Raw genomic sequence first — 20,079 nt, 5'->3', positions numbered from 1 at the left:
GGAGGCTTGCAACCAATCCGTTGCTACCTTGTCAGCCGCTTGTACGTCATGCGGTGCGGGTTGACGGCGTCGGGGCCGAGCCGGCGGATCTTGTCCTGCTCGTAATCCTCGAAATTGCCCTCGAACCACTCGACATGGCTGTCGCCTTCGAACGCAAGGATGTGCGTCGCCAGCCGGTCGAGGAACATGCGGTCGTGCGAGATGATAACGGCGCAGCCGGCGAAGTTTTCCAGCGCGTCTTCGAGCGCCGCCAGCGTTTCGGTATCGAGATCGTTGGTCGGTTCGTCGAGCAGCAGCACATTGCCGCCGGTCTTCAGCATCTTGGCCAGATGGACGCGGTTGCGCTGGCCGCCGGACAGATTGCCGACCTTCTGCTGCTGATCGCCGCCGCGGAAATTGAACGAGGCGCAATAGGCTCGGGTGTTGGCCTCGAATTTGCCGAGCTTGACCACTTCGGCGCCGCCCGAGATTTCTTCCCAGACGGTCTTGGTCGGGTCGAGCGCATCGCGGCTCTGGTCGACGTAACCGAGCTTGACCGTCTCGCCGACGCGGATCGTGCCGGCATCCGGCTTTTCCTGGCCGGTGATCATGCGGAACAGCGTCGTCTTGCCGGCGCCGTTCGGGCCGATGACGCCGACGATGCCGCCGGGCGGCAGCTTGAATTCGAGGTCGTCGATCAGCAGCGTGTCGCCAAAGCCCTTCGACAGGTCCTCGACCTCGATTACCACATTGCCGAGCCGCTCGCCATGCGGAATGACGATCTGGGTGTCGCTCGGACGCCGCTTGTCGGCCGCATCCAGCAGATCCTGGAAGGCCTGGATGCGCGCTTTCGACTTGGTCTGCCGTGCCTTCGGGCTGGACTGGATCCACTCGCGCTCGCGGCCGATCGCCCGCTGGCGCGCATCGTCCTCGCGGCCCTCCTGCTTGAGCCGCTTGGCCTTGGCTTCGAGATATTTGGTGTAGTTGCCCTCATAGGGAATGCCGCGGCCGCGGTCGAGCTCGAGGATCCAGCCGGTGACATTGTCGAGGAAGTAGCGATCGTGGGTGATGATCATCACCGCGCCGGGATAGGCGCGCAGATGCTTTTCCAGCCACGCCGTCGTCTCGGCGTCGAGATGGTTGGTCGGCTCGTCGAGCAGCAGAAGGTCGGGCTGACGCAGCAGCAGTTGGCACAGTGCCACGCGGCGGCGCTCGCCGCCCGACAGCTTGGTGACGTCGGCTTCCTTGGGCGGGCAGCCCAGCGCTTCCATCGCCATCTCGACCTGCTGTTCGAGATCCCACAGGTTGAGCCGGTCCATCTCGTCCTGGAGCTTGGCCGACTCGTCGGCCGTCTCGTCGGAATAGTTCATCATCAATTCGTTGTAGCGTTCGATGATCGCGGTCTTGGCGGCGACGCCTTCCATGACGTTCTCGAACACGGTCTTGCTCGCATCGAGCGCCGGCTCCTGCGCCAGGTAACCGACGGTGGCGCCTTCGGCCAGCCACGCCTCGCCGCTCCACTCCTTGTCGATGCCGGCCATGATCTTGAGGATGGTCGACTTGCCGGCGCCGTTCGGCCCGAGGATGCCGATCTTGGCGTCCGGGTAGAAGGAGAGGTGGATATTCTCGAGCACCTTCTTGGTGCCATAGGCCTTGTTGAGGCCGGCCATGTGATAGATGAACTGGCGTGCCACGCGCGCTTTCCCTGAAAAGTCGACTGGATGTCGGATTGAATGGAAGTTGCGCGCTATGTAGGCGATGCCGCGCCGAACGGCAAACTGTTTTGGCATTTCGAACCGGCCTTCGGGCTAAGACGGGCTCGGCGTGTCACTGGAACTCGATCGGATCGACAGTGCCTTTCGGACAACCAGCATTGTTCGTCGGCACTGATGCCAGCAACAGCTCACTGAGCGAAGAGTTCGGACCGATCGGGCCGGTCAGGCCGAGCGTCAGTTCGCCGATCAGCCGCCTGCCGCTCGAAGGATCGTTCACGCAGGAGACGCGAACCCGCTCGCCGGCACCGGGACCAAAGGCACTGTCGAAGGCGGCGCGGATCTGGTCGGAGGTCAGATCCCGGCCAATGTTTTGCTTGAAAAGATCACGCACCGGTGAAGCATTCGCCGCGCGCGTCAGGTTCAGCGCATCGGAAAAATACGCCTGCTGGCTCTTGCCGTAACAGGTGCCATGCTTGATCCACTCATGCCTGTCGAGAGCGGATGCGGTCCCTGGCATCACCTGATCGAGCTCCGACCGGGTGTTCGGCTCGAGCTCGACCGGCGGCAGGTCCTGCCAGTGCGCCGAATTGTCGTTCGCCTTGTCGGCCGCTGCCACCTGGCAATAGAAATTCCCGTTAGGCTGCGGCCACAGCCCGTGCAAGGTGAAATGCGTCGCCTCAAAACCGGCCGCGGTCTGCGCCTTGCATTCGGTCTTGCCGGGCTTGGTCTCGCAAAACGCCGGCTGCCAGCTCAGCGCGAGGACATATTCGGGCTTTCGCGAAGCCGGCGCAGCAGGCTTCTTCCGATCGGCCGGCACAGGTGCTGCCGGTTCCGTAGACGCGCTGCCACCCGAAACATGGCCGCAATCGACCTTCACCCAGCGACGCTCCGGATCAGCCCCGGGCACGCGGATCAGATAGTGCGTGGGAACATCCTTGTTGCCAGCCAGCAGCTCGTAGCTCTGTCCCGCATCGGTCGAAACATCACCGGCATTCTTGCCGCTCCTGATGGCCTGCGTCGCCGGACAGGTGGCGTCGGCGACGAAAGAGCCGCTCATCTTGACCTCGGCCCGCGCAGCACCCGTCAGCGACGCGGCGACAAGCGCCAATCCGAAAACAAGACCTGTCAGCGTACGCATGGGTACTCTCCGGTTGAATAATGCTGGGCAACAGACTGCCGCCCTCTCTGGGTAGCAAATTCTCCATGTCAGAATTGCGATACCCGCGTTGCGACGCAAGAACAGCGCTGCAAAACACCGCGAACGGATTGACGCAAAACCGGCGTCGGCGCACACAAACGTTCGCAGGCGCTAAAGACGCGTTGGAGACGAAGCGACAATGTCATTCAGCCAGCAGCGCGTGCTGCGATCGCCGACCGGCGCCGAGCTCAACCTTTACGTGAAACGCGCCGAGGGCCGCCCGCGTGCGGTCGTCCAGATCAATCACGGACTGGCCGAACATGCCGCGCGCTATGTCCGCTTCGCTACCTTTCTGGGCGAGTGCGGCTTCCACGTCTATGCCCATGACCATCGCGGCCATGGCGCCACCAAGGCGCCAGACGCTCCGCTCGGCACATTCGCCAAAGTGGATGGCGGCGCCAAGGTCATCGCCGATGTCGCTGCCGTGCACGACCTGATCGCCGGCGACCATCCCGGCCTGCCCGTCATCATCTTCGGCCATTCCATGGGCGGCCTCGTCGCGCTGAATTTCATGCTTCATCATTCGAACCGGCTGCACGCCGCCGCCATCTGGAACGCCAATTTATCCGCCGGGCTCGCCGGCCGTGCAGCGCAAGTCATCCTGGCCTGGGAAAAATTCCGGCTCGGCTCCGACGTGCCGTCGCGCATGCTGCCGAGACTGACCTTCCAGGCCTGGGGCAAGGCCGTCCCCGGTCACCGCACTCCGTTCGACTGGCTGTCGCACGACGCGGCGGAAGTCGACAAATACATCGCCGATCCGCTGTGCGGCTGGGATGCGTCGGTGTCGATGTGGCGCGACCTGTTCGGCTTTGTCTTCGACGGCGCCGACGACGCTAATTTTTCCGGCATCCGCAAGACCCTGCCGATCTGCCTGGTCGGCGGCGAAAAGGATCCTGCTACCGACCGTGGCAAGGCGGTCAGCCATCTCGCTGGGCGCCTGCACAGGATGGGCTTTTCGAATCTCGTTTCAAAGGTTTACGCCGAGACCCGCCACGAAAGCCTGAACGAGGTGAATCGAAATATCATCATGGACGATTTCGCCGCATGGGCCGACAGCGTGCTGAAACAAGCCTGATCGAGATTGGCACGGTCCGGTTGGCCCATTGCAAGAGCCGTGACTTCGGCACGCGGGATTGATAGTGCATGTTGCCCAAAAGTGCGCAGCGGTTTTGGGATAAGGACATGCATAAAAAGAAAACCAGAGCCTGCGCTTTCGATCAATCACGGTGATCCATGACCGAGCCTCCGCTGAAAGGCATCCGCGTAATCGAACTCGCCCGCATCCTGGCCGGGCCGTGGGCAGGGCAATTGCTTGCCGATCTCGGCGCCGACGTGATCAAGGTCGAGAGCCCTGATGGCGGCGACGATACCCGCAAATGGGGTCCGCCCTTCGTCATGAGCCATGACGGCGAAAACCTTTCGGCCGCCTACTACCATTCCTGCAATCGCGGCAAGCGCTCCATCGCCATCGATTTCTCGACGCCCGAGGGCGCCGAGACAGTGCGCCGACTGGCCGCGACATCGGACGTGCTGATCGAGAACTTCAAGCTCGGCGGGCTGAAGAAATACGGGCTCGATCATGACAGCTTGCGCAATATCAACCCCCGGCTGATCTATTGCTCGATCACCGGCTTCGGCCAGGACGGACCCTATGCGCCACGCGCCGGCTATGACTTCATCATCCAGGGCATGGCCGGCATGATGTCGATCACCGGCGAGGCTGGCCGCGAGCCGCAAAAGGCGGGTGTCGCCATTTCGGACATTTTCACCGGCCTCTATTCGGTGATCGCCATCCAGGCCGCACTTCGCCATGCCGAGAAGACCGGCGAAGGCCAGCATATCGACATGGCGCTCTACGACAGCCAGATCTCGGCGCTCGGCAACCAGAACCTCAACTATCTGGTCTCGGGAAAATCGCCGGTGCAGATGGGCAACGCGCATATGAATATCGCGCCCTACGAAGTGGTGCCGGTGAAGGACGGCCACATCATCCTGGCCATCGGCAATGACGGCCAGTTCGCCAAATTCTGCGCCGCCGTCGGGTTGGACAACCTGCCATCGAACGCCAATTTCGCCACCAATCCCGCCCGGGTCTCCAACCGGGCGGCGCTGCGCGAGCATATGATCGAGGCGCTGAAAACCTTCGATCGCGATCCGCTGCTGGCCAGGCTGGAGGCGGCAGGCGTGCCTGCCAGCCCGATCAACACGATCGGCGAGATGTTCGCCGACCCGCAGACCATCGCGCGCGGCATGCGGCTCGACCTCGACGACGGCCATGGCAATCTGTTGCCCTCGGTGCGCGCGCCGATGGTCATGTCGGGCACGCCGCTGGTCTATGAACGGCCCTCGCCGCGTCTCGGCGAACACACCGAAGAAATGCTTGCCGAACTGGAGAGGTCAGGAAAATGAAGACCGGCGGACAACTGATTGTCGATGCGCTCGAAGCCAACGGAACGGACCGTATCTATTGCGTGCCCGGCGAATCCTACCTTGCGGTGCTCGACGCGCTGCACGACTCGCCGATCCGCACCATCGTCTGCCGCCAGGAGGGCGGTGCTGCGATGATGGCCGACTGCCATGGCCGCCTGACCGGCAAGCCAGGCATCTGCTTCGTCACCCGCGGCCCCGGCGCCACCAACGCCTCGGCCGGCATCCACATCGCCATGCAGGATTCGGTGCCCGTCATCCTGTTCATCGGACAGGTCGCCAGCCACGCCAAGCAGCGCGAGGCTTTTCAAGAGGTCGACTACGTCAGGTTCTTCGGCGACATCGCCAAATGGGTCGTCGAGATCGACGACGCCGCGCGCATTCCCGAATTCGTCACCCGCGCCTTCGCGGTGGCGACATCCGGCCGTCCCGGCCCGGTCGTCATCTCGCTGCCGGAAGACATGCTGACCAGCCTGGCCGAAGCGCCGGCCGCCCTGCCCCACACGCCTGTCGAAACGCGGCCGGGCGAGGCCGAGCTCGATGCTCTGGAAAAGCTTCTCAACAAGGCAAAGCGCCCCTTCGTCATCCTCGGCGGCACGCGCTGGGATGCGGAGGCCGTCGCGCGGATGCGGACGATCGCCGAAACCTGGTCCCTGCCGGTCGGCTGTTCCTTCCGCCGCCAGATGCTGTTCGATCATCTCCACCCGAACTATGCCGGCGATGTCGGCATCGGCATCAACCCGAAGCTGGCGACCGCCATCAACCAGGCCGACATCGTGCTGCTGATCGGCGGCCGCATGGGCGAGATGCCGTCCTCCGACTACACGCTGCTCAAGAGCCCCTATCCCGACCAGTTGCTGGTCCATGTCCATGCCGACGCCGGCGAGCTCGGCCGTGTCTACCGGCCGACGCTGGCGATCAACGCCTCGCCGTCCGCCTTCGTCGAAGCCTTTGCTGGGCGCAAGCCGGCCGCCACACCAGTCTGGGCGGATGAAACACCGAAGCTGCACGCCGCCTATCTCGACTGGTCGACACCGCCCGAAAGCGGCCCCGGCGCCGTCCAGATGGGGCCGATCATGAACTATCTCGAAAAAATGCTGCCCGACGACGCCATCCTCACCAACGGCGCCGGCAACTACGCCACCTGGGTGCACCGCTTCCACCGTTCCCGCCGCTTTGCCACGCAGGCAGCACCGACCTCCGGCTCGATGGGCTACGGCACGCCGGCAGCGGTCGCTGCCAAGGAACTGTTCCCCGAGCGCGATGTGATCGCCTTTGCCGGCGACGGCTGCTTCCTGATGAACGGCCAGGAATTCGCCACCGCCGTGCAGTACGATCTGCCGATCATCGTCGTCGTCGTCAACAATGGCATCTACGGGACCATCCGCATGCACCAGGAGCGCGAATATCCCGGCCGCGTCGTCGCCACCGACCTGAAAAATCCCGACTTCGCGGCGCTCGCCCGCGCCTATGGCGGCCATGGCGAAATCGTCGAGAAGACGGCCGACTTCGCGCCGGCCTTCGAACGCGCCCGCGCCAGCGGCAAGCCGTCGATCGTCGAGATCAGGCTCGACCCCGAGGCGATCACGCCGACCCGGACGATGACCCAGATACGGGACAGGTCGTGAGCGCAGAGGCATAGGCCGAGTTCCTTCGCAGCGCTTTCCCGCAAACTTCGACAGGCTAATGCAGCACTCCGCCGGGGCGCCGCTGCGCTACATCGTCGCCGCCTTCTCGATCTGCCCGCGAATCTCGCCGTCCTTGTGGGCCGCCGTATGGATGTTGATGTAGTATTTGCCGGCCATCAGGTCGGCAGCCTGCGCGTCGGTCAGGATCGCGGCCCCCTTGAACGGGCTTTTCGCAGCGCCCTTGAACGGGACGACGACGTCGGCATTTTCACCCTTTGCTGCCGGACCGTGAATATGTCCGGCCGTCGCCGGTCCACTGAGACCTGAATACATCACGTTCCAGGTTAGCTGTTTCGTGTCGGTGTTGAAGCCGAGAGTGGCCTCGCCTTTGCCCTCCGTGGTGACAGGTGGATTCTGCTGAGCGCCATCGAGCGTCGCCTTCATCTTCATCATGTCGGCCAAGGCCGGTGAACCGCACAGGAAGGCAGCCGAAACGGCCAGCGCCGAAAGCATCGGCGAGAAGGATTGCATGCGCATGGAATTCTCCGTTGTGGCGATGACATCCGCTGAAGCAGGATGCACTGGAACAACGGTTGTGGCGAGCGGATGTTTCCACCGGTAACGGCTATTTTACATGCCAAAAAAAGGGGCGGTCGCCCGTCCCCTTTTTTTCGAATTGCGGGCCCCAGAGGCCCCGGTTGATGGCCCTTACTTGATGGCCTTGTCGGTGATAGCGGTCGTGTAGGCGCCGGTCGGCTCCTTGGTGATGATCTTCTGGTCGAGCAACGCCTTGGCGGTGCGCGCGTAGGTCGCCGGGTCGAGCTTGCCGTCGGCATTGTCGATCAGCTTGGCGACTTCGCCCATCATTCGCTTCTGGTGGTTCTCGTCCTGGCCGCCATTGTCCATGACGATGCCGGCCGCCTCGTCGGAATTGTCGACGGCGTATTTCCAGCCCTTCATCGAGGCGCGCACGAAACGCACCATCTTGTCCTCGAAGGCCGGATCCTTGAGCTTGTCCTCCAGGGCATAGAGCCCGTCCTCAAGCAGGTCGTTGCCCATGGCCGAGTAGTTGAACACGATCAGCTCTTCCGGCTTGTAGCCGGCATCGATGAGCTGCCAGTATTCGTTGTAGGTCATGACCGAAATGCAATCCGCCTGCTTCTGGATCAGCGGCTGCACGTCGAAACTCTGCTTCAGCACGGTGACGCCATCCGGGCCGCCGTCGGTCTTCAGGCCGAGCTTGTTCATCCAGGCGTAGAACGGATACTCGTTGCCGAAGAACCAGACGCCGAGCGTATGGCCCTTGAAGTCGGCCTCGGTCTTGACCGGGCCGTCCTTCGGGCAGACCAGCTGCATGCCGGCCTTCTTGAACGGCTGGGCGATATTGACCAGCGGCACGCCCTTTTCGCGTGCGGCCAGCGCGCCGCCCATCCAGTCGACGATGACGTCGGCGCCGCCACCGGCGATCACCTGCTCGGGCGCGATATCGGGACCGCCCGGCTTGATCTCGACGTCGAGGCCCTCGGCCTCATAAAAACCCTTGTCCTTGGCGACGTAGTAGCCGGCGAACTGGGCCTGTGTGACCCATTTCAGCTGCAGCGTCACCTTGTCTGCGGCCATCGCCTGGAACGCGGCAAGCGACATCGCGCCGGCCAGCATCGAAACAACAAGTCTTTTCATGCTTTTACCCTCTGGAGTTAAGTGTTCACCCTTTTAGGACCAGGACCTTCAATCCAACCCTGATTCCAAACCCGCCACCGCCCTATCCACCACGGACGGAGGGATGCCAAAACGTGACTGCTCTCTCGAAAAGAGCGACCACGCCATAAAAGACCGAACCCGCAAGTGCTGCAACTGCGATTTCGGCCCAGACCATGTCGATATTCATCCGTCCGACTTCGGTCGAAATCCGGAATCCCATGCCGACCACCGGCGTGCCGAAGAACTCCGCGACGATGGCGCCGATCAGCGCCAGCGTCGAATTGATCTTCAGCGCGTTGAAGATGAAGGGCGCTGCCGCCGGCAACCGCAGCTTGAACAGCGTCTGCCAGTAGCTCGACGCATAGGTGCGCATCAGGTCGCGTTCCATATGGCCGGAGGCAGCAAGCCCGGCGACCGTGTTCACCAGCATCGGGAAGAAGGTCATGATGATGACGACGGCGGCCTTCGACTGCCAGTCGAAGCCGAACCACATGACCATGATCGGCGCTACGCCGATGATCGGCAGCGCCGACACCATATTGCCGATCGGCAAAAGCCCGCGGCGCAGGAACGGCACGCGGTCGGCCGCGATGGCGGCAAGGAAGCCGGCACCGCTGCCAACGATGTAGCCGAAGATCACCGCCTTGAAGATGGTCTGCCGCACGTCGGCCGCCAGCACCGGCAGCGAATTGGCGATGCGCACGCCGATGGCGCTTGGCGGCGGCAGCAGGATGAAGGGAATGCCGGCGCCGCGCGTCACCGCCTCCCAGATGATCAGGATCCAGGCGCCGAAGATCGCCGGAATGATCAGCCTCAAAGCGGTCGCCGCCCAGCGCGAGGCCGGGCGAAGCGCGGACAGCACCGTCACGCAGCGCCAGGCCAGGAGCCATGCCGCGGCAAGCAGCAGATAGAACGACGCGGGGGCGGTGCCCTCATTGCCGGTTATGCCGGCGAGCAGCAGCCACGCTGCGCCATGCGCGCCAAGGAAGAGCAACACCACCCCAATTGCCGGCGGGAAATTATCGGCCCCAATTGCCAGGAGCAGCAACAAGAAAATCAAAGCCGCAGTACCGACACCGTAGCCGGGCGCCGCATCGACAAGCGGCCAAAGAAGCAGCGCGCCGGCAAGAAGGACAAGCGAGGCATACCCTTGCCACGAGCGGGGGGTGATCGACGAAAGGCTCAGGAGATCGCTCATGCCGGCCTCCCGCCCATGGCGCGGTCGACGAGGCGCCCGGCTATGCCGACCACCATCACCAAAAGGGCCGCCACCACCGAGCCCGCCACCAGCGCCGACCAGATATCGATGGTCTGGCTGTAATAGGCGCCGGCGAGCAGCTTGGCGCCGATGCCGGCGACGGCACCGGTCGGCAGTTCACCGACGATGGCGCCGACCAGGCTGGCGGCCACCGCCACCTTCATCGAGGTGAACAGGAACGGCACCGATGCCGGCACCCGCAACTTCCAGAAGGTCTGCGAGGGGCTGGCATTGTAGGTGTGCATCAGGTCGAGATGGGTGAGTTCGGGCGAACGCAGCCCCTTGACCATGCCGACCGCCACCGGGAAGAACGACAGATAGGTCGAGATCAGCGCCTTCGGGATCAGGCCGGTAACGCCGATCGCCGCCAGCACGACGATGATCATCGGCGCCACCGCCAGGATCGGAATGGTCTGCGAGGCGATGATCCACGGCATCAGGCTGCGGTCGAGCGTCGCCACATGGACGATGCCGACGGCAATCAGGATGCCGAGCGCCGTGCCGAAAGCGAAGCCGAGCAGCGTCGAGGACAGCGTCACCCAGGCATTGTAGACAAGGCTGCGATTGCTGGTGACCTTGCGCAGAAACGTGTTCTCGAAGAAATTCACCGCCACCTGATGCGGCGCCGGCAGTGTCGGCTTCGGCTGCGCCATCGTCTTGCCGATGAACTCCACGATCCCCGGCGTCTCGCCGGCACGGCGGTCGAGATCGCGCTGGAACGGCGCGTTGAGGATGACGGCGAAAACATACCAGACGACCACCACGCCTGCGAGGATCGAGGTCACCGGAACGATCTTGTCGCGAAAGGAGTCCATCAGCGAAGCTCCCCTCCTCTCCCCAACGGGGAGAGGGTGGCCGGAGCGAAGCGGAGGCCGGGTGAGGGGGTAGAAATCTTTCCGTCGAGGCAAGCCAGGATCGTATCAAGGACCGCTCGGCGCTCGGCCAAAACTTCATGGTTCCAGAACCGGAGAACGGAATAACCATGCCCATTCAGCCAGGCCGTCCTGGCGGGGTCGGTTGGTGAATCCGCATGCTGGCTGCCATCGAGTTCGACAATCAGACCCTTCTCGCGACAAACGAAATCCGCGATGAAAGGTCCAAGCGGCACTTGCCTCACAAATTTGTAGCCGTTGAGATGACGTCCTCTCAGATCCCCCCGAAGTCGGTACTCAGCCTCGGTTTCGTCGACCCGCAGCTTTCGAGCGCGAGCGGTTGCCCCGGCACTTCTTTTGGTCGGATCTGTCGGCGCCGCCCCCTCACCCGACCTCCGCTTCGCTCCGGCCACCCTCTCCCCGTCGGGGAGAGGAGGGAGCCCATCCCGCCCAATCCTCATAGCTGTGCCCTGCCCTGCGCCGCGTCGCTTCGCTCCTTGCTCCGCCCTAGGATGACGAAGGCATGGGTGGGCCCGCTGGCACCGTCGGGGAGAGGAGAGAGCCCATCCCGCTCAATCCTCATAGCTGTGCCCTGCCCTGAGCCCGTCACGCACCCGCGCCGCGATCGCCAAAAACTCCGGCGTCTCGCGAATGTCGAGCGGCCGCTTTTTCGGCAGCGTCGATTCGATGACATCGCTGACGCGGCCCGGGCGCGGCGACATGACTATGATCCGCGTCGACAGGTAGACCGCCTCGGGAATGGAATGGGTGACGAAGCAGATGGTCTTGTTGGTCCGATCCCAAAGCTCCAGCAGCTGTTCGTTGAGGTGGTCGCGCACGATCTCGTCCAGCGCGCCGAACGGCTCGTCCATCAACAGAAGATCGGCATCGAACGCCAGCGCCCGCGCGATCGAGGCACGCTGCTGCATGCCGCCGGAAAGCTGCCACGGGTATTTCTGCTCGAAGCCGGCCAGGTTGACGAGATCGAGCGTGCGCTTGATGCGCGCCGCCTGCTCTGCCTTCGACAGGCCCATGATCTCCAGCGGCAGCGCCACATTGCGCTCGATCGTGCGCCACGGATAAAGTGCGGCCGCCTGGAAGACATAGCCATAGGCGCGGTTTTCGCGCGCCTGCTCCGGCGTCACGCCATTGACGGAGATGCTTCCCGATGTCGGTTTCTCGAGATCGGCGATGACCCGCAGCAAGGTCGTCTTGCCGCAACCGGACGGCCCGATGAAGGAGACGAATTCGCCCTTGCCGATGGTCAGGTCGACATCCGACAGCGCCTGCACCGGACCGTCGCTGGTCTGGAAGGTCAGGCCGAGCTTGCTTGCCGAAACGACGGCTGGCGACTGTCCGGTCATAGGCCGCAGCCTGGCTTTTCGCACCGCCGCCGCGCCGGCCGCACTCCCGTTGCTTTTGCCAAAATGCTGCTTTCCACTTATCTTGTCCCACTCGATCGAGAGTTTGCCCGATGTCGTCCAAACCCACCTGCCATCTTATCCGCCCCGAAGGCTCTTATGAAGGCAAGCAGGGATTGAGTTATTTCACCGGCATCGCCGCCGAGACGGTCGGCTCTACCGGCATCTGCATGCACCTGCTCACCATGCCGCCCGGTGCCCGCGCCAAGGCGCATATGCACGAAAGCCATGAGACGGCGATCTATGTGCTCTCCGGCGAGGTCCATACCTGGTATGGCGATCGGCTCGAGCAGCAGACCGTGGCCAAGGCCGGCGACCTCTTCTACATTCCCGCCGGCGTGCCGCATCTGCCGGCCAATCTGAGCGACAGCCCGGCCTCGGCGGTCATCGCCCGCACCGATCCCAACGAACAGGAAAGCGTCGTGCTGCTGCCGCAACTGGATGGGCTGGTCGCCTGAGGCCGGCTTCAGTGCAATCGCTTCAGGTTTGCGCTGCCCCTGAGGGGCGGCGCCGACTTCGACAAACCCGCGCAAGCTCACACCCCGGTCGCCGGAATGCCTGATCGTTCCACCTTGCGCGGCGCGGAAATTTCCTTCCAGGTCGACAGCGCCCGGTTGACCGCGGCATTCGGCTCGCGAGCGACGAACTCGCCATGGCCGGGCTTCGCCTTGACCTCGTTCTCCTGGATCGACAATTCGCCGCGCGAAAAGACGAAGCGCGGCAGGCCGGTCACCTCGAAACCTTCGAAGACGTTGTAGTCGATCACCGACTGCTGCTTCTTGGAGGTGATCGGCTTCTTGCGCTTCGGGTCCCAGACGAGGATGTCGGCGTCGGCGCCTTCGACGATGGCGCCCTTCTTCGGATACATGTTGAGGATTTTGGCGATGTTGGTCGAGGTCACCGCGACGAATTCGTTCATCGTGAGCCGGCCGGTGTTGACGCCCGTCGTCCACAGCACCGGCAAGCGGTCCTCAAGCCCGCCGGTGCCGTTCGGGATCTTGGTGAAATCGCCGACACCGTTGCGCTTCTGGCTGGTGGTGAAGGCGCAATGGTCGGTCGCCACCACTTGCAGCGATCCGGCCTGCAGGCCGGCCCACAGCGAATCCTGGTGCAGTTTGTTGCGGAACGGCGGGCTCATCACGCGGCGCGCCGCATGGTCCCAGTCCTTGTTGAAATATTCGCTCTCGTCGAGCGTCAGATGCTGGATCAGCGGCTCGCCGAACACCCGCATGCCCTTCTGCCGCGCCCGGCGAATGGCTTCGTGCGCCTGCTCGCAGGAGACATGCACGACATAGAGCGGCACGCCGGCCATGTCGGCGATCATGATGGCGCGGTTGGTCGCCTCGCCTTCCACTTCCGGCGGCCGCGAATAAGCGTGCCCTTCGGGGCCGTTATTGCCGGCGGCCAGCAGCTTCTGCGACAGCGCCGCCACCACGTCGCCATTCTCGGCATGGACCAGCGGCAGCGCGCCAAGGTCGGCGCAGCGCTGGAACGACGAATACATCTCGTCGTCGTCGACCATCAGCGCGCCCTTGTAGGCCATGAAGTGCTTGAACGAGGTGATGCCCTTGTCGACGACGGTGGCCATCTCGTCGAACACCTGCTTGCCCCACCAGGTGATCGCCATGTGGAAGGAATAGTCGCAGGAGGCTTTCGAGGTCTTGTTGTCCCACATCTGCAAGGCCTCGAGCAGCGACTGCTGCGGCGCCGGCAGACAGAAATCGACAACCATGGTGGTGCCGCCGGCAAGCGCGGCGCGGGTGCCGCTCTCGAAATCGTCGGCCGAATAGGTGCCCATGAACGGCATTTCGAGATGGGTGTGCGGATCGATGCCGCCCGGCATCACGTAGCAGCCGGTGGCGTCGAACTCGTGATCGCCATGCAGGTCCGGCCCGATGGCGATGATCTTGCCGTGCTTGAACAGCACGTCGGCCTTCCAGCTTCGATCGGCGGTGACGATGGTGCCGTTCTTGATGACTTTGGACATTTTTTTGTTCCCTTGTTCTCTTCGCGCTTCTTGGTGAGCGACGTTCGGAATCTTGGTTTCTAGCTCACCCCACGATGACAGCTGTCTCCACCACCGCGTGGAACAGCACATCGGCGCCGGCCGCCGCCCATTCCTTGGTGATTTCCTCGGCCTCGTTGTGGCTGAGCCCGTCGACGCAGGGGCACATCACCATTGCCGTCGGCGCGACGCGGTTGATCCAGCAGGCGTCGTGGCCGGCGCCGGAGACGATGCTGCGATGCGTATAACCCAAGCGCTCGGCCGCATCCCGCACTGCCTTGACGCAGCCCGGATCGAAAGTCACCGGATCGAAATGGCCGACCTGGTCGATTTGATATTTGATGTCGAGCGCTTCGCAGATCGTGTCGATGCCTTCGCGGATGCGCCCGTCCATGGCGTCGAGCACTTCCTTTTCCGGTGAGCGGATGTCGATGGTGAACATGGTGCGGCCGGCGATGATGTTGCGCGAGTTCGGATAGACCTCCATGTGGCCGACCGCGCCGACGGCGTCGGGCTGGTAGTCCATGGCGATCTCGTGCACCAGTTCGATCACCCGCGCCATGCCGAGCCCAGCATTGCGGCGCTTCGGCATCGGCGTCGAGCCGGTATGCGCCTCCTTGCCGGTCAGCGTCACCTGCAGCCATTTCAATCCCTGGCCATGGGTGACTACGCCGATGTCGATGCCCTCGTCCTCGAGGATCGGGCCCTGCTCGATATGCAGCTCGAAGAAGGCGTGGATCTTGCGCTCACCGACTTTCTCGCTGCCTTTCCAGCCGATGCGTTCGAGCTCCTCGCCGAACTTCTTGCCGTCCTTGTCGACATGTTCGTAGACGTCGGCTTGGTCGAGGACGCCGGCGAACACGCCGGATGCCATCATCGCCGGCGCAAAGCGCGCGCCTTCCTCGTTGGTCCAGTTGGTGACGACGATCGGATGTTTTGTCTTGATGCCGAGCTCGTTGAGCGAGCGTACGATCTCAAGGCCGCCAAGAACGCCGAGCACGCCGTCATACTTGCCGCCGGTCGGCTGGGTGTCGAGATGGCTGCCGACATAGACCGGCGGCAGATCGGGGTCGGTGCCCTCGCGGCGGGCAAACATCGTGCCCATCTCGTCGAGGCCCATTTCAAGTCCAGTCGCCTCGCACCAGCGCTTGAACAGCTGCCGCCCCTCGCCGTCCGCGTCGGTCAACGTCTGGCGATTGTTGCCGCCGGCAACGCCGGGGCCGATCTTCGCCATCTCCATTATCGAATCCCACAAACGGTCTGAATTGATTCGCAGATTCTCGCCCGGAGCGGCCATTTCTAAAACCTCATCGATTGCGGCACGCCGGCGTCCCCTCCCCCTTGAGGGGAGGGTGGCCGCGAAGCGGTCGGGTGGGGTCACCGAACATGCGCGCGACCTTCTCCTTGACCACCTGCGCGACATGCCATGCGCTGTTTATGACATCAGGCTCATCAACGCGAAAGACATCGAACCCGAGCGATCGCAAATAGGCATCACGGACAGCATCGTGCCGCTTGCCTCGTTCCTGCTCGTGCAGATCGCCATCGACTTCCACGACCAGCTTTACCGCGAGGCAAGCGAAGTCGACGATGTAAGGCCCGATTGGGCACTGACGGCGGAACTTGATGCCGGCCGATTTCAGCTCGCGCAGTTCATTCCAAAGCAAAGATTCGCCCTTGGTTGCATGAACTCGAAGCGCGCGCGCCTTTTGACGCATTTCGAAGCTCACGCGGGTACGGGGCATCAGAAGCGTCCTCACAGCAAGAGATCAGGTCGGCGCACTGCCGCACCGACCCCACCCGGCCGCTTCGCGGCCACCCTCCCCTCAAGGGGGAGGGAAAGCTGCGCCGCGTTTCTCAATCCACCGCCCTCAGCACTTCACGCACATGGTCGATCAATTCGTTGATCTGGCCCTTGGTGATGATCAGCGGCGGCGACAGCGCGATGATGTCGCCGGTGGTGCGGATCAGCGCGCCGCGCTCGAACGCTTTCACAAAAGCCGAGAAGGCACGCTTGGTCGGACTGCCGGGAATCGGCGCCAGCTCGATCGCACCGATCAGGCCGATGTTTCTGATGTCGATGACGTTCGGCTCGCCCTTCAGCGAATGCAGCGCGTCTTCCCAATACGGCGCCAGTTCCTGGCCGCGGGTGAGCAGGCCCTCTTCCTTATAGGTATCGAGCGTGCCCAGCGCCGCCGCACAGGCGATCGGATTGCCCGAATAGGTGTAGCCGTGGAAGAACTCGATCATATGCTCGGGGCCGGTCATGAAGGCGTCGTGGATTTCCTTCTTGACGAACACCGCGCCCATCGGGATGACGCCGTTGGAGACGCCCTTGGCGGTGGTCATGATGTCGGGCGTGACGCCGAAATAGTCGGCGGCAAACGGCGTGCCGAGACGGCCGAAGCCGGTGATGACCTCGTCGAAGATCAAAAGGATTCCGTGCTTGGTGCAAATCTCGCGCAGCCTCTCGAGATAGCCCTTCGGCGGCAGGATGACGCCGGTGGAACCCGCCACCGGCTCGACGATGACGGCCGCGATGGTCGAGGCGTCGTGCAGCGCGACGATGCGCTCCAACTCGTTGGCCAGTTCCGCGCCATGCTCGGGCACGCCCTTGGTGAACGAATTCTTCTCCGGCAGGTGGGTGTGCGGCATGTGGTCGACGCCGCCGAGCAGCGTGCCGAACATCTTGCGGTTGGTGACGATGCCGCCGACCGAGATGCCGCCGAAATTGACGCCGTGATAGCCGCGCTCGCGGCCGATCAGGCGGGTGCGCGAGCCCTCGCCTCTGGCGCGGTGATAGGCGATCGCCATCTTCAGCGCGGTCTCGACCGATTCCGATCCGGAATTGGTGAAGAACACGTGGTCCATGCCCTCCGGCGCCAGGTCGACCAAACGGTTCGCCAGTTCGAAGACGATCGGGTGACCCATCTGGAACGCCGGCGCATAGTCGAGCTCTGCGGCCTGGCTCTGGATCGCCTCGGTGATCTTCGGCCGGCAGTGGCCGGCATTGACGCACCACAGGCCGGCGGTGCCGTCTAAAACCGTGCGGCCGTCGCTCGTCGTGTAATGCATGTCCTTGGCGGACACCATCATGCGCGGCGCCTGCTTGAACTGCCGGTTTGCCGTGAACGGCATCCAGAATGCGCTGAGATCGTTCGGCGTGACTTTCAGCCGGTTGGACATGACCAAGACTTCCCCTTGTAACCTGTTTCGGTGCGGCTAACGCTTGGTCTTCCCGACACTTGGTCTCTGCTGCGTTTTCGTGCTACGCAAATTTTGACCGATTGGACAAACGTTAGCACCGCCCTGTCGGCGGTCAAGGGATTACTAGCGGAAATGCGGCAGCTGAGGCGCGCTCCACAGGCCGGAGAAAAACTGGTCCAGAGAATTGGTCCAGATGGCTCTCCAAGCCATGGTATGCCGCGGTGACGGCCGACATGGAAATTCCGGCCCCTCGCCGTACCCGCATCCAGCAGGAAAAGCGCGAGCTGATCCTGGAGGCGGCGCTCGAGGTGTTCTCGACCAGCGGCTTTCGCGGCTCGACCATCGACCAGATCGCCGAAGCCGCCGGCATGTCGAAGCCGAACCTGCTCTACTATTTCCGCCGCAAGGAGGACATCCACGAGACGCTGATGCAGCGGCTTCTCGACACCTGGCTGGCGCCGCTGCGCGAACTCGACGACATCGGCGATCCCTTGACCGAATTGCGCAGCTATATCAGGCGCAAGCTCGAAATGGCGCGCGATTTCCCCAAGGAAAGCCGCCTGTTCGCCAACGAGATCCTGCAGGGCGCGCCGCGCATCATGCCGATGCTGGAAGGCGAGCTGAAGACGCTGGTCGACGAGAAGGCCGCCGTCATCAAGGGCTGGATGCGCGCCGGCAAGATCGCGCCCACCGACCCCTGGCACCTGATCTTCTCGATCTGGGCGACGACGCAGCACTATGCCGATTTCGACGTTCAGGTCCGCGCCGTGCTCGGCCCCGACCGCGGCGGCGACGGCCGCTTCGAGGATGCTGCAAGTTTTCTCGAACAATTGTTCATCGACGGGCTGAAGCCGAAGAGCTGAAGCTTCAGCAATTGGTTTGACAGATTGAGACCGTTTGCCAGAGGCTGCGGCGGCTGCCTCCGCGAGGCGGCCACCGAACCTTCAAAGCGGCTGCGCCGCCAGCGCCAGGAAACCTCCAGTAAGCGCCACGTTGCCGACAAAGCCGTTGATGCGCGACGCGCGCTCGGGGCCCTGATGATCCCAGAAATTGTGGAACATCGGCGTGGCCACCATCAGGAACAGCACCAGGCACAGAGCCGCGGCAGCGGTCCAGACACCTGATATCACCAGCGCTCCGGAAACGATTTGCAGGACGATCCCCAACCACAGCATCAGCCGCGCCTGCGGCACGCCTCGCGTCGTCATCAGCTGGGTCAGGAAGCCTGCATTCTGGATGTTGCGCAGGCCGGCAAAGACAAAGGCGCCGCCAAGCAGCAGGCGTGCGGCAACCAGAATCTCATTCTCAAAATTCGACAACATGGTCTTGATCCCAAAGCAAAAAGAGACGCGCGGGGCGTTAAGGCCGCGCATCCAGTTTCGTCTGCTCAGGCGGCCTTGGCCGCCGCTACCGGATGAATGGCGTGGAAGGGAACGCAGAGCCGGTTCCAGGTGTTGATCATGCCGATCGCGACGGACAGCTTGACCAATTCCTCTTCCGAGAAGTGTTCAAGCGTGCGAGCATAGAGATCGTCCGGCACGCCGCTGTCGGCGATCTTCGTCATCACGTCGGTCCAGGCGAAGGCAGCACGTTCGCGCTCGGAAAACAGCGGCGATTCCTTCCAGGCGGAGACGAGATAGAGCCGCTGCTCGGTCTCGCCATCTCGGCGCGCCTCGCGGCTGTGCATCTCGACGCAGTACGAACAGCCATTGATCTGCGACGCCCGCAGCTTGATCAGATGCAGCAGGCCTTCCTCGAGCCCGCACTCGTCGACCGCCTTGTTGAGCGCCGATACCGCTTTCATGATTTCCGGCGCCGCGCCGAAGAATTGCAGCCTCTGCTTCATTCTCTTTCCCTTCACGCTTGCTTGGTTGAACTGGATTTCTGCGGTCGTTGATGACGCTCGACAAAGGCGCAGTTGGCGGCGACTGAACGGGGATCGGCATCGCTCACGTATTCCGCAACGATGTCGGACAGCCGGGACTCGGCAAGAGCGGCGCGATAGGCGCGCTCGGCCTTCAGCATCGCGACGCTGATGCCGCAGGGTTTGACATAGGCCGAGGCATCGAGCCTGGCCGGCCCGCGCTGACGGATTTCGCCGCAACGGAAGGCCGGTTCGCGTCCTTCGACGGCGAGCACGATGTCGAGCAGCGTTATGCGCTCCGCCGGCCGCGCCAGCCGGAAACCGCCCGATGGCCCGGGCACCGATTCCAGGATGCCCGACGCCGTGAGCGCGTTGAGATGCTTGAGCAGATAGCTTGGCGACAGGCCGAACGCTTCCGCCATGGCAGCACCCGGCATGGTCGACGCGCCTTCCACGCCGGCAAGCATGGCGGCGCAGTGGATGGCCGCTTCAACGCCCTCGCCCAGCTTCATTTTTCTGAATTCCAATTCATGGATATATCTTATCGTGGATAATTTTTATCCGCAATAGGAATATCCGGGCCTACGGTTCCTTTTCAAAGGGTTGCGCTGCCCCTCATTGCCCTGCCGGGCATTTCTCCCCGTATAGTGACGGGGAGAAAGACGCTATCACCGATGATTTCGCCAATTGTCGGCGGTGCAAAAAGGGCGGCGAGGTTGCGGCAATCTGTCCAGTTGATAGATGGGTAACACTTTGAACCGGATACATGGGTTACAGTTTTCCCCCTGTCGTGTCCGCCGCAGC

General features: G+C 63.1%; 20 protein-coding genes. 5 read left to right on the top strand and 15 right to left on the bottom strand.

Features of this window, described 5'->3' with window-relative positions:
• Positions 1–23: 23 nt before the first annotated feature.
• Together ettA and AC0L15_RS10660 are read right to left on the bottom strand one after the other, a co-directional pair.
• Entirely contained in the window at positions 24–1,673 is a 1,650-nt protein-coding gene (ettA, locus tag AC0L15_RS10665; protein ID WP_027153822.1) for an energy-dependent translational throttle protein EttA, read from the bottom strand.
• 133 nt (positions 1,674–1,806) lie between these two features.
• Positions 1,807–2,832, bottom strand: coding sequence for a ribonuclease T2 family protein (locus AC0L15_RS10660; protein WP_473496305.1), 1,026 nt, complete (start codon positions 2,830–2,832; stop codon positions 1,807–1,809).
• A 199-nt stretch (positions 2,833–3,031) separates the two neighbouring features.
• On the opposite strand from AC0L15_RS10660, the gene AC0L15_RS10655 reads away from it, so the two are divergent.
• From AC0L15_RS10655 to AC0L15_RS10645, 3 genes are all read left to right on the top strand, one after another.
• The gene (locus AC0L15_RS10655; RefSeq protein ID WP_287249505.1) at positions 3,032–3,967 is read left to right on the top strand and encodes an alpha/beta fold hydrolase; all 936 of its coding nucleotides are present in this window, start codon (positions 3,032–3,034) and stop codon (positions 3,965–3,967) included.
• Positions 3,968–4,125: 158 nt separating this feature from the next.
• A complete protein-coding gene (locus AC0L15_RS10650; RefSeq protein WP_287249504.1) occupies positions 4,126–5,301 on the top strand; it encodes a CaiB/BaiF CoA transferase family protein in 1,176 nt (391 codons plus the stop codon).
• Positions 5,298–6,947, top strand: a complete 1,650-nt coding sequence (locus AC0L15_RS10645) for a thiamine pyrophosphate-binding protein (RefSeq protein ID WP_287249502.1) — start codon at positions 5,298–5,300, stop codon at positions 6,945–6,947. Before AC0L15_RS10650 ends, AC0L15_RS10645 begins: the two co-directional genes overlap by 4 nt.
• Before the next feature lie 87 nt (positions 6,948–7,034).
• On the opposite strand, the gene AC0L15_RS10640 is transcribed toward AC0L15_RS10645, so the two are convergent.
• The 6 genes from AC0L15_RS10640 to AC0L15_RS10615 all read right to left on the bottom strand — a co-directional run bounded on the left by AC0L15_RS10640 (position 7,035) and on the right by AC0L15_RS10615 (position 12,142).
• Positions 7,035–7,484: a CHRD domain-containing protein gene (locus AC0L15_RS10640; RefSeq protein WP_287249500.1), complete on the bottom strand. Its 450-nt coding sequence runs from the start codon at positions 7,482–7,484 to the stop codon at positions 7,035–7,037.
• A gap of 171 nt (positions 7,485–7,655) precedes the next feature.
• A complete protein-coding gene (locus tag AC0L15_RS10635) occupies positions 7,656–8,627 on the bottom strand; it encodes an ABC transporter substrate-binding protein (RefSeq protein WP_023798699.1) in 972 nt (323 codons plus the stop codon).
• Between the two features lie 82 nt (positions 8,628–8,709).
• Positions 8,710–9,846, bottom strand: coding sequence for an ABC transporter permease (locus AC0L15_RS10630; RefSeq protein WP_287249498.1), 1,137 nt, complete (start codon positions 9,844–9,846; stop codon positions 8,710–8,712).
• Positions 9,843–10,721 carry an ABC transporter permease gene (locus AC0L15_RS10625; RefSeq protein WP_023798697.1) on the bottom strand — a complete coding sequence of 293 codons (879 nt, stop codon included), beginning with the start codon at positions 10,719–10,721 and terminating at the stop codon, positions 9,843–9,845. The genes AC0L15_RS10630 and AC0L15_RS10625 overlap by 4 nt, the downstream gene beginning before the upstream one ends.
• On the bottom strand, positions 10,721–11,239 hold the full coding sequence (locus AC0L15_RS10620; RefSeq protein ID WP_473496304.1) for an endonuclease domain-containing protein: 519 nt from the start codon (positions 11,237–11,239) through the stop codon (positions 10,721–10,723). The genes AC0L15_RS10625 and AC0L15_RS10620 overlap by 1 nt, the downstream gene beginning before the upstream one ends.
• A 111-nt stretch (positions 11,240–11,350) precedes the next feature.
• Entirely contained in the window at positions 11,351–12,142 is a 792-nt protein-coding gene (locus tag AC0L15_RS10615) for an ABC transporter ATP-binding protein (RefSeq protein ID WP_287237206.1), read from the bottom strand.
• A gap of 110 nt (positions 12,143–12,252) precedes the next feature.
• Here AC0L15_RS10615 and AC0L15_RS10610 point away from each other — a divergent pair, with 110 nt between their 5' ends.
• Positions 12,253–12,657, top strand: a complete 405-nt coding sequence (locus AC0L15_RS10610; protein WP_027153830.1) for a cupin domain-containing protein — start codon at positions 12,253–12,255, stop codon at positions 12,655–12,657.
• 77 nt (positions 12,658–12,734) lie between these two features.
• Here the strand turns inward: AC0L15_RS10610 and hydA are convergent, their stop codons facing one another.
• The 4 genes from hydA to aptA form a co-directional block, all read right to left on the bottom strand.
• Complete coding sequence (hydA, locus tag AC0L15_RS10605; protein WP_287249494.1) at positions 12,735–14,186, bottom strand: dihydropyrimidinase; 1,452 nt, start codon at positions 14,184–14,186, stop codon at positions 12,735–12,737.
• A gap of 64 nt (positions 14,187–14,250) precedes the next feature.
• Positions 14,251–15,501: a Zn-dependent hydrolase gene (locus AC0L15_RS10600; RefSeq protein WP_287249493.1), complete on the bottom strand. Its 1,251-nt coding sequence runs from the start codon at positions 15,499–15,501 to the stop codon at positions 14,251–14,253.
• A 10-nt stretch (positions 15,502–15,511) separates the two neighbouring features.
• Positions 15,512–15,949 (bottom strand): endonuclease domain-containing protein, encoded by a 438-nt coding sequence (locus AC0L15_RS10595; RefSeq protein ID WP_473496303.1) that lies wholly within the window; start codon positions 15,947–15,949, stop codon positions 15,512–15,514.
• A gap of 112 nt (positions 15,950–16,061) precedes the next feature.
• Positions 16,062–17,390, bottom strand: coding sequence for an omega-aminotransferase AptA (gene aptA / locus AC0L15_RS10590; protein WP_023798690.1), 1,329 nt, complete (start codon positions 17,388–17,390; stop codon positions 16,062–16,064).
• 254 nt (positions 17,391–17,644) lie between these two features.
• Between aptA and AC0L15_RS10585 the strand changes: the two genes are divergently transcribed.
• Complete coding sequence (locus tag AC0L15_RS10585; RefSeq protein WP_287249488.1) at positions 17,645–18,274, top strand: TetR family transcriptional regulator C-terminal domain-containing protein; 630 nt, start codon at positions 17,645–17,647, stop codon at positions 18,272–18,274.
• 81 nt (positions 18,275–18,355) lie between these two features.
• Here the strand turns inward: AC0L15_RS10585 and AC0L15_RS10580 are convergent, their stop codons facing one another.
• From AC0L15_RS10580 to AC0L15_RS10570, 3 genes are all read right to left on the bottom strand, one after another.
• Entirely contained in the window at positions 18,356–18,733 is a 378-nt protein-coding gene (locus tag AC0L15_RS10580; protein WP_287228200.1) for a DoxX family protein, read from the bottom strand.
• Positions 18,734–18,798: 65 nt separating this feature from the next.
• Positions 18,799–19,257 (bottom strand): carboxymuconolactone decarboxylase family protein, encoded by a 459-nt coding sequence (locus tag AC0L15_RS10575; protein ID WP_287249486.1) that lies wholly within the window; start codon positions 19,255–19,257, stop codon positions 18,799–18,801.
• Between the two features lie 11 nt (positions 19,258–19,268).
• The gene (locus tag AC0L15_RS10570; protein ID WP_287249484.1) at positions 19,269–19,787 is read right to left on the bottom strand and encodes an RrF2 family transcriptional regulator; all 519 of its coding nucleotides are present in this window, start codon (positions 19,785–19,787) and stop codon (positions 19,269–19,271) included.
• Positions 19,788–20,079: the final 292 nt, after the last annotated feature.

This window comes from Mesorhizobium sp. WSM4846 (assembly GCF_055811415.1).
This window is presented reverse-complemented; position numbering and strand designations above follow the sequence as displayed.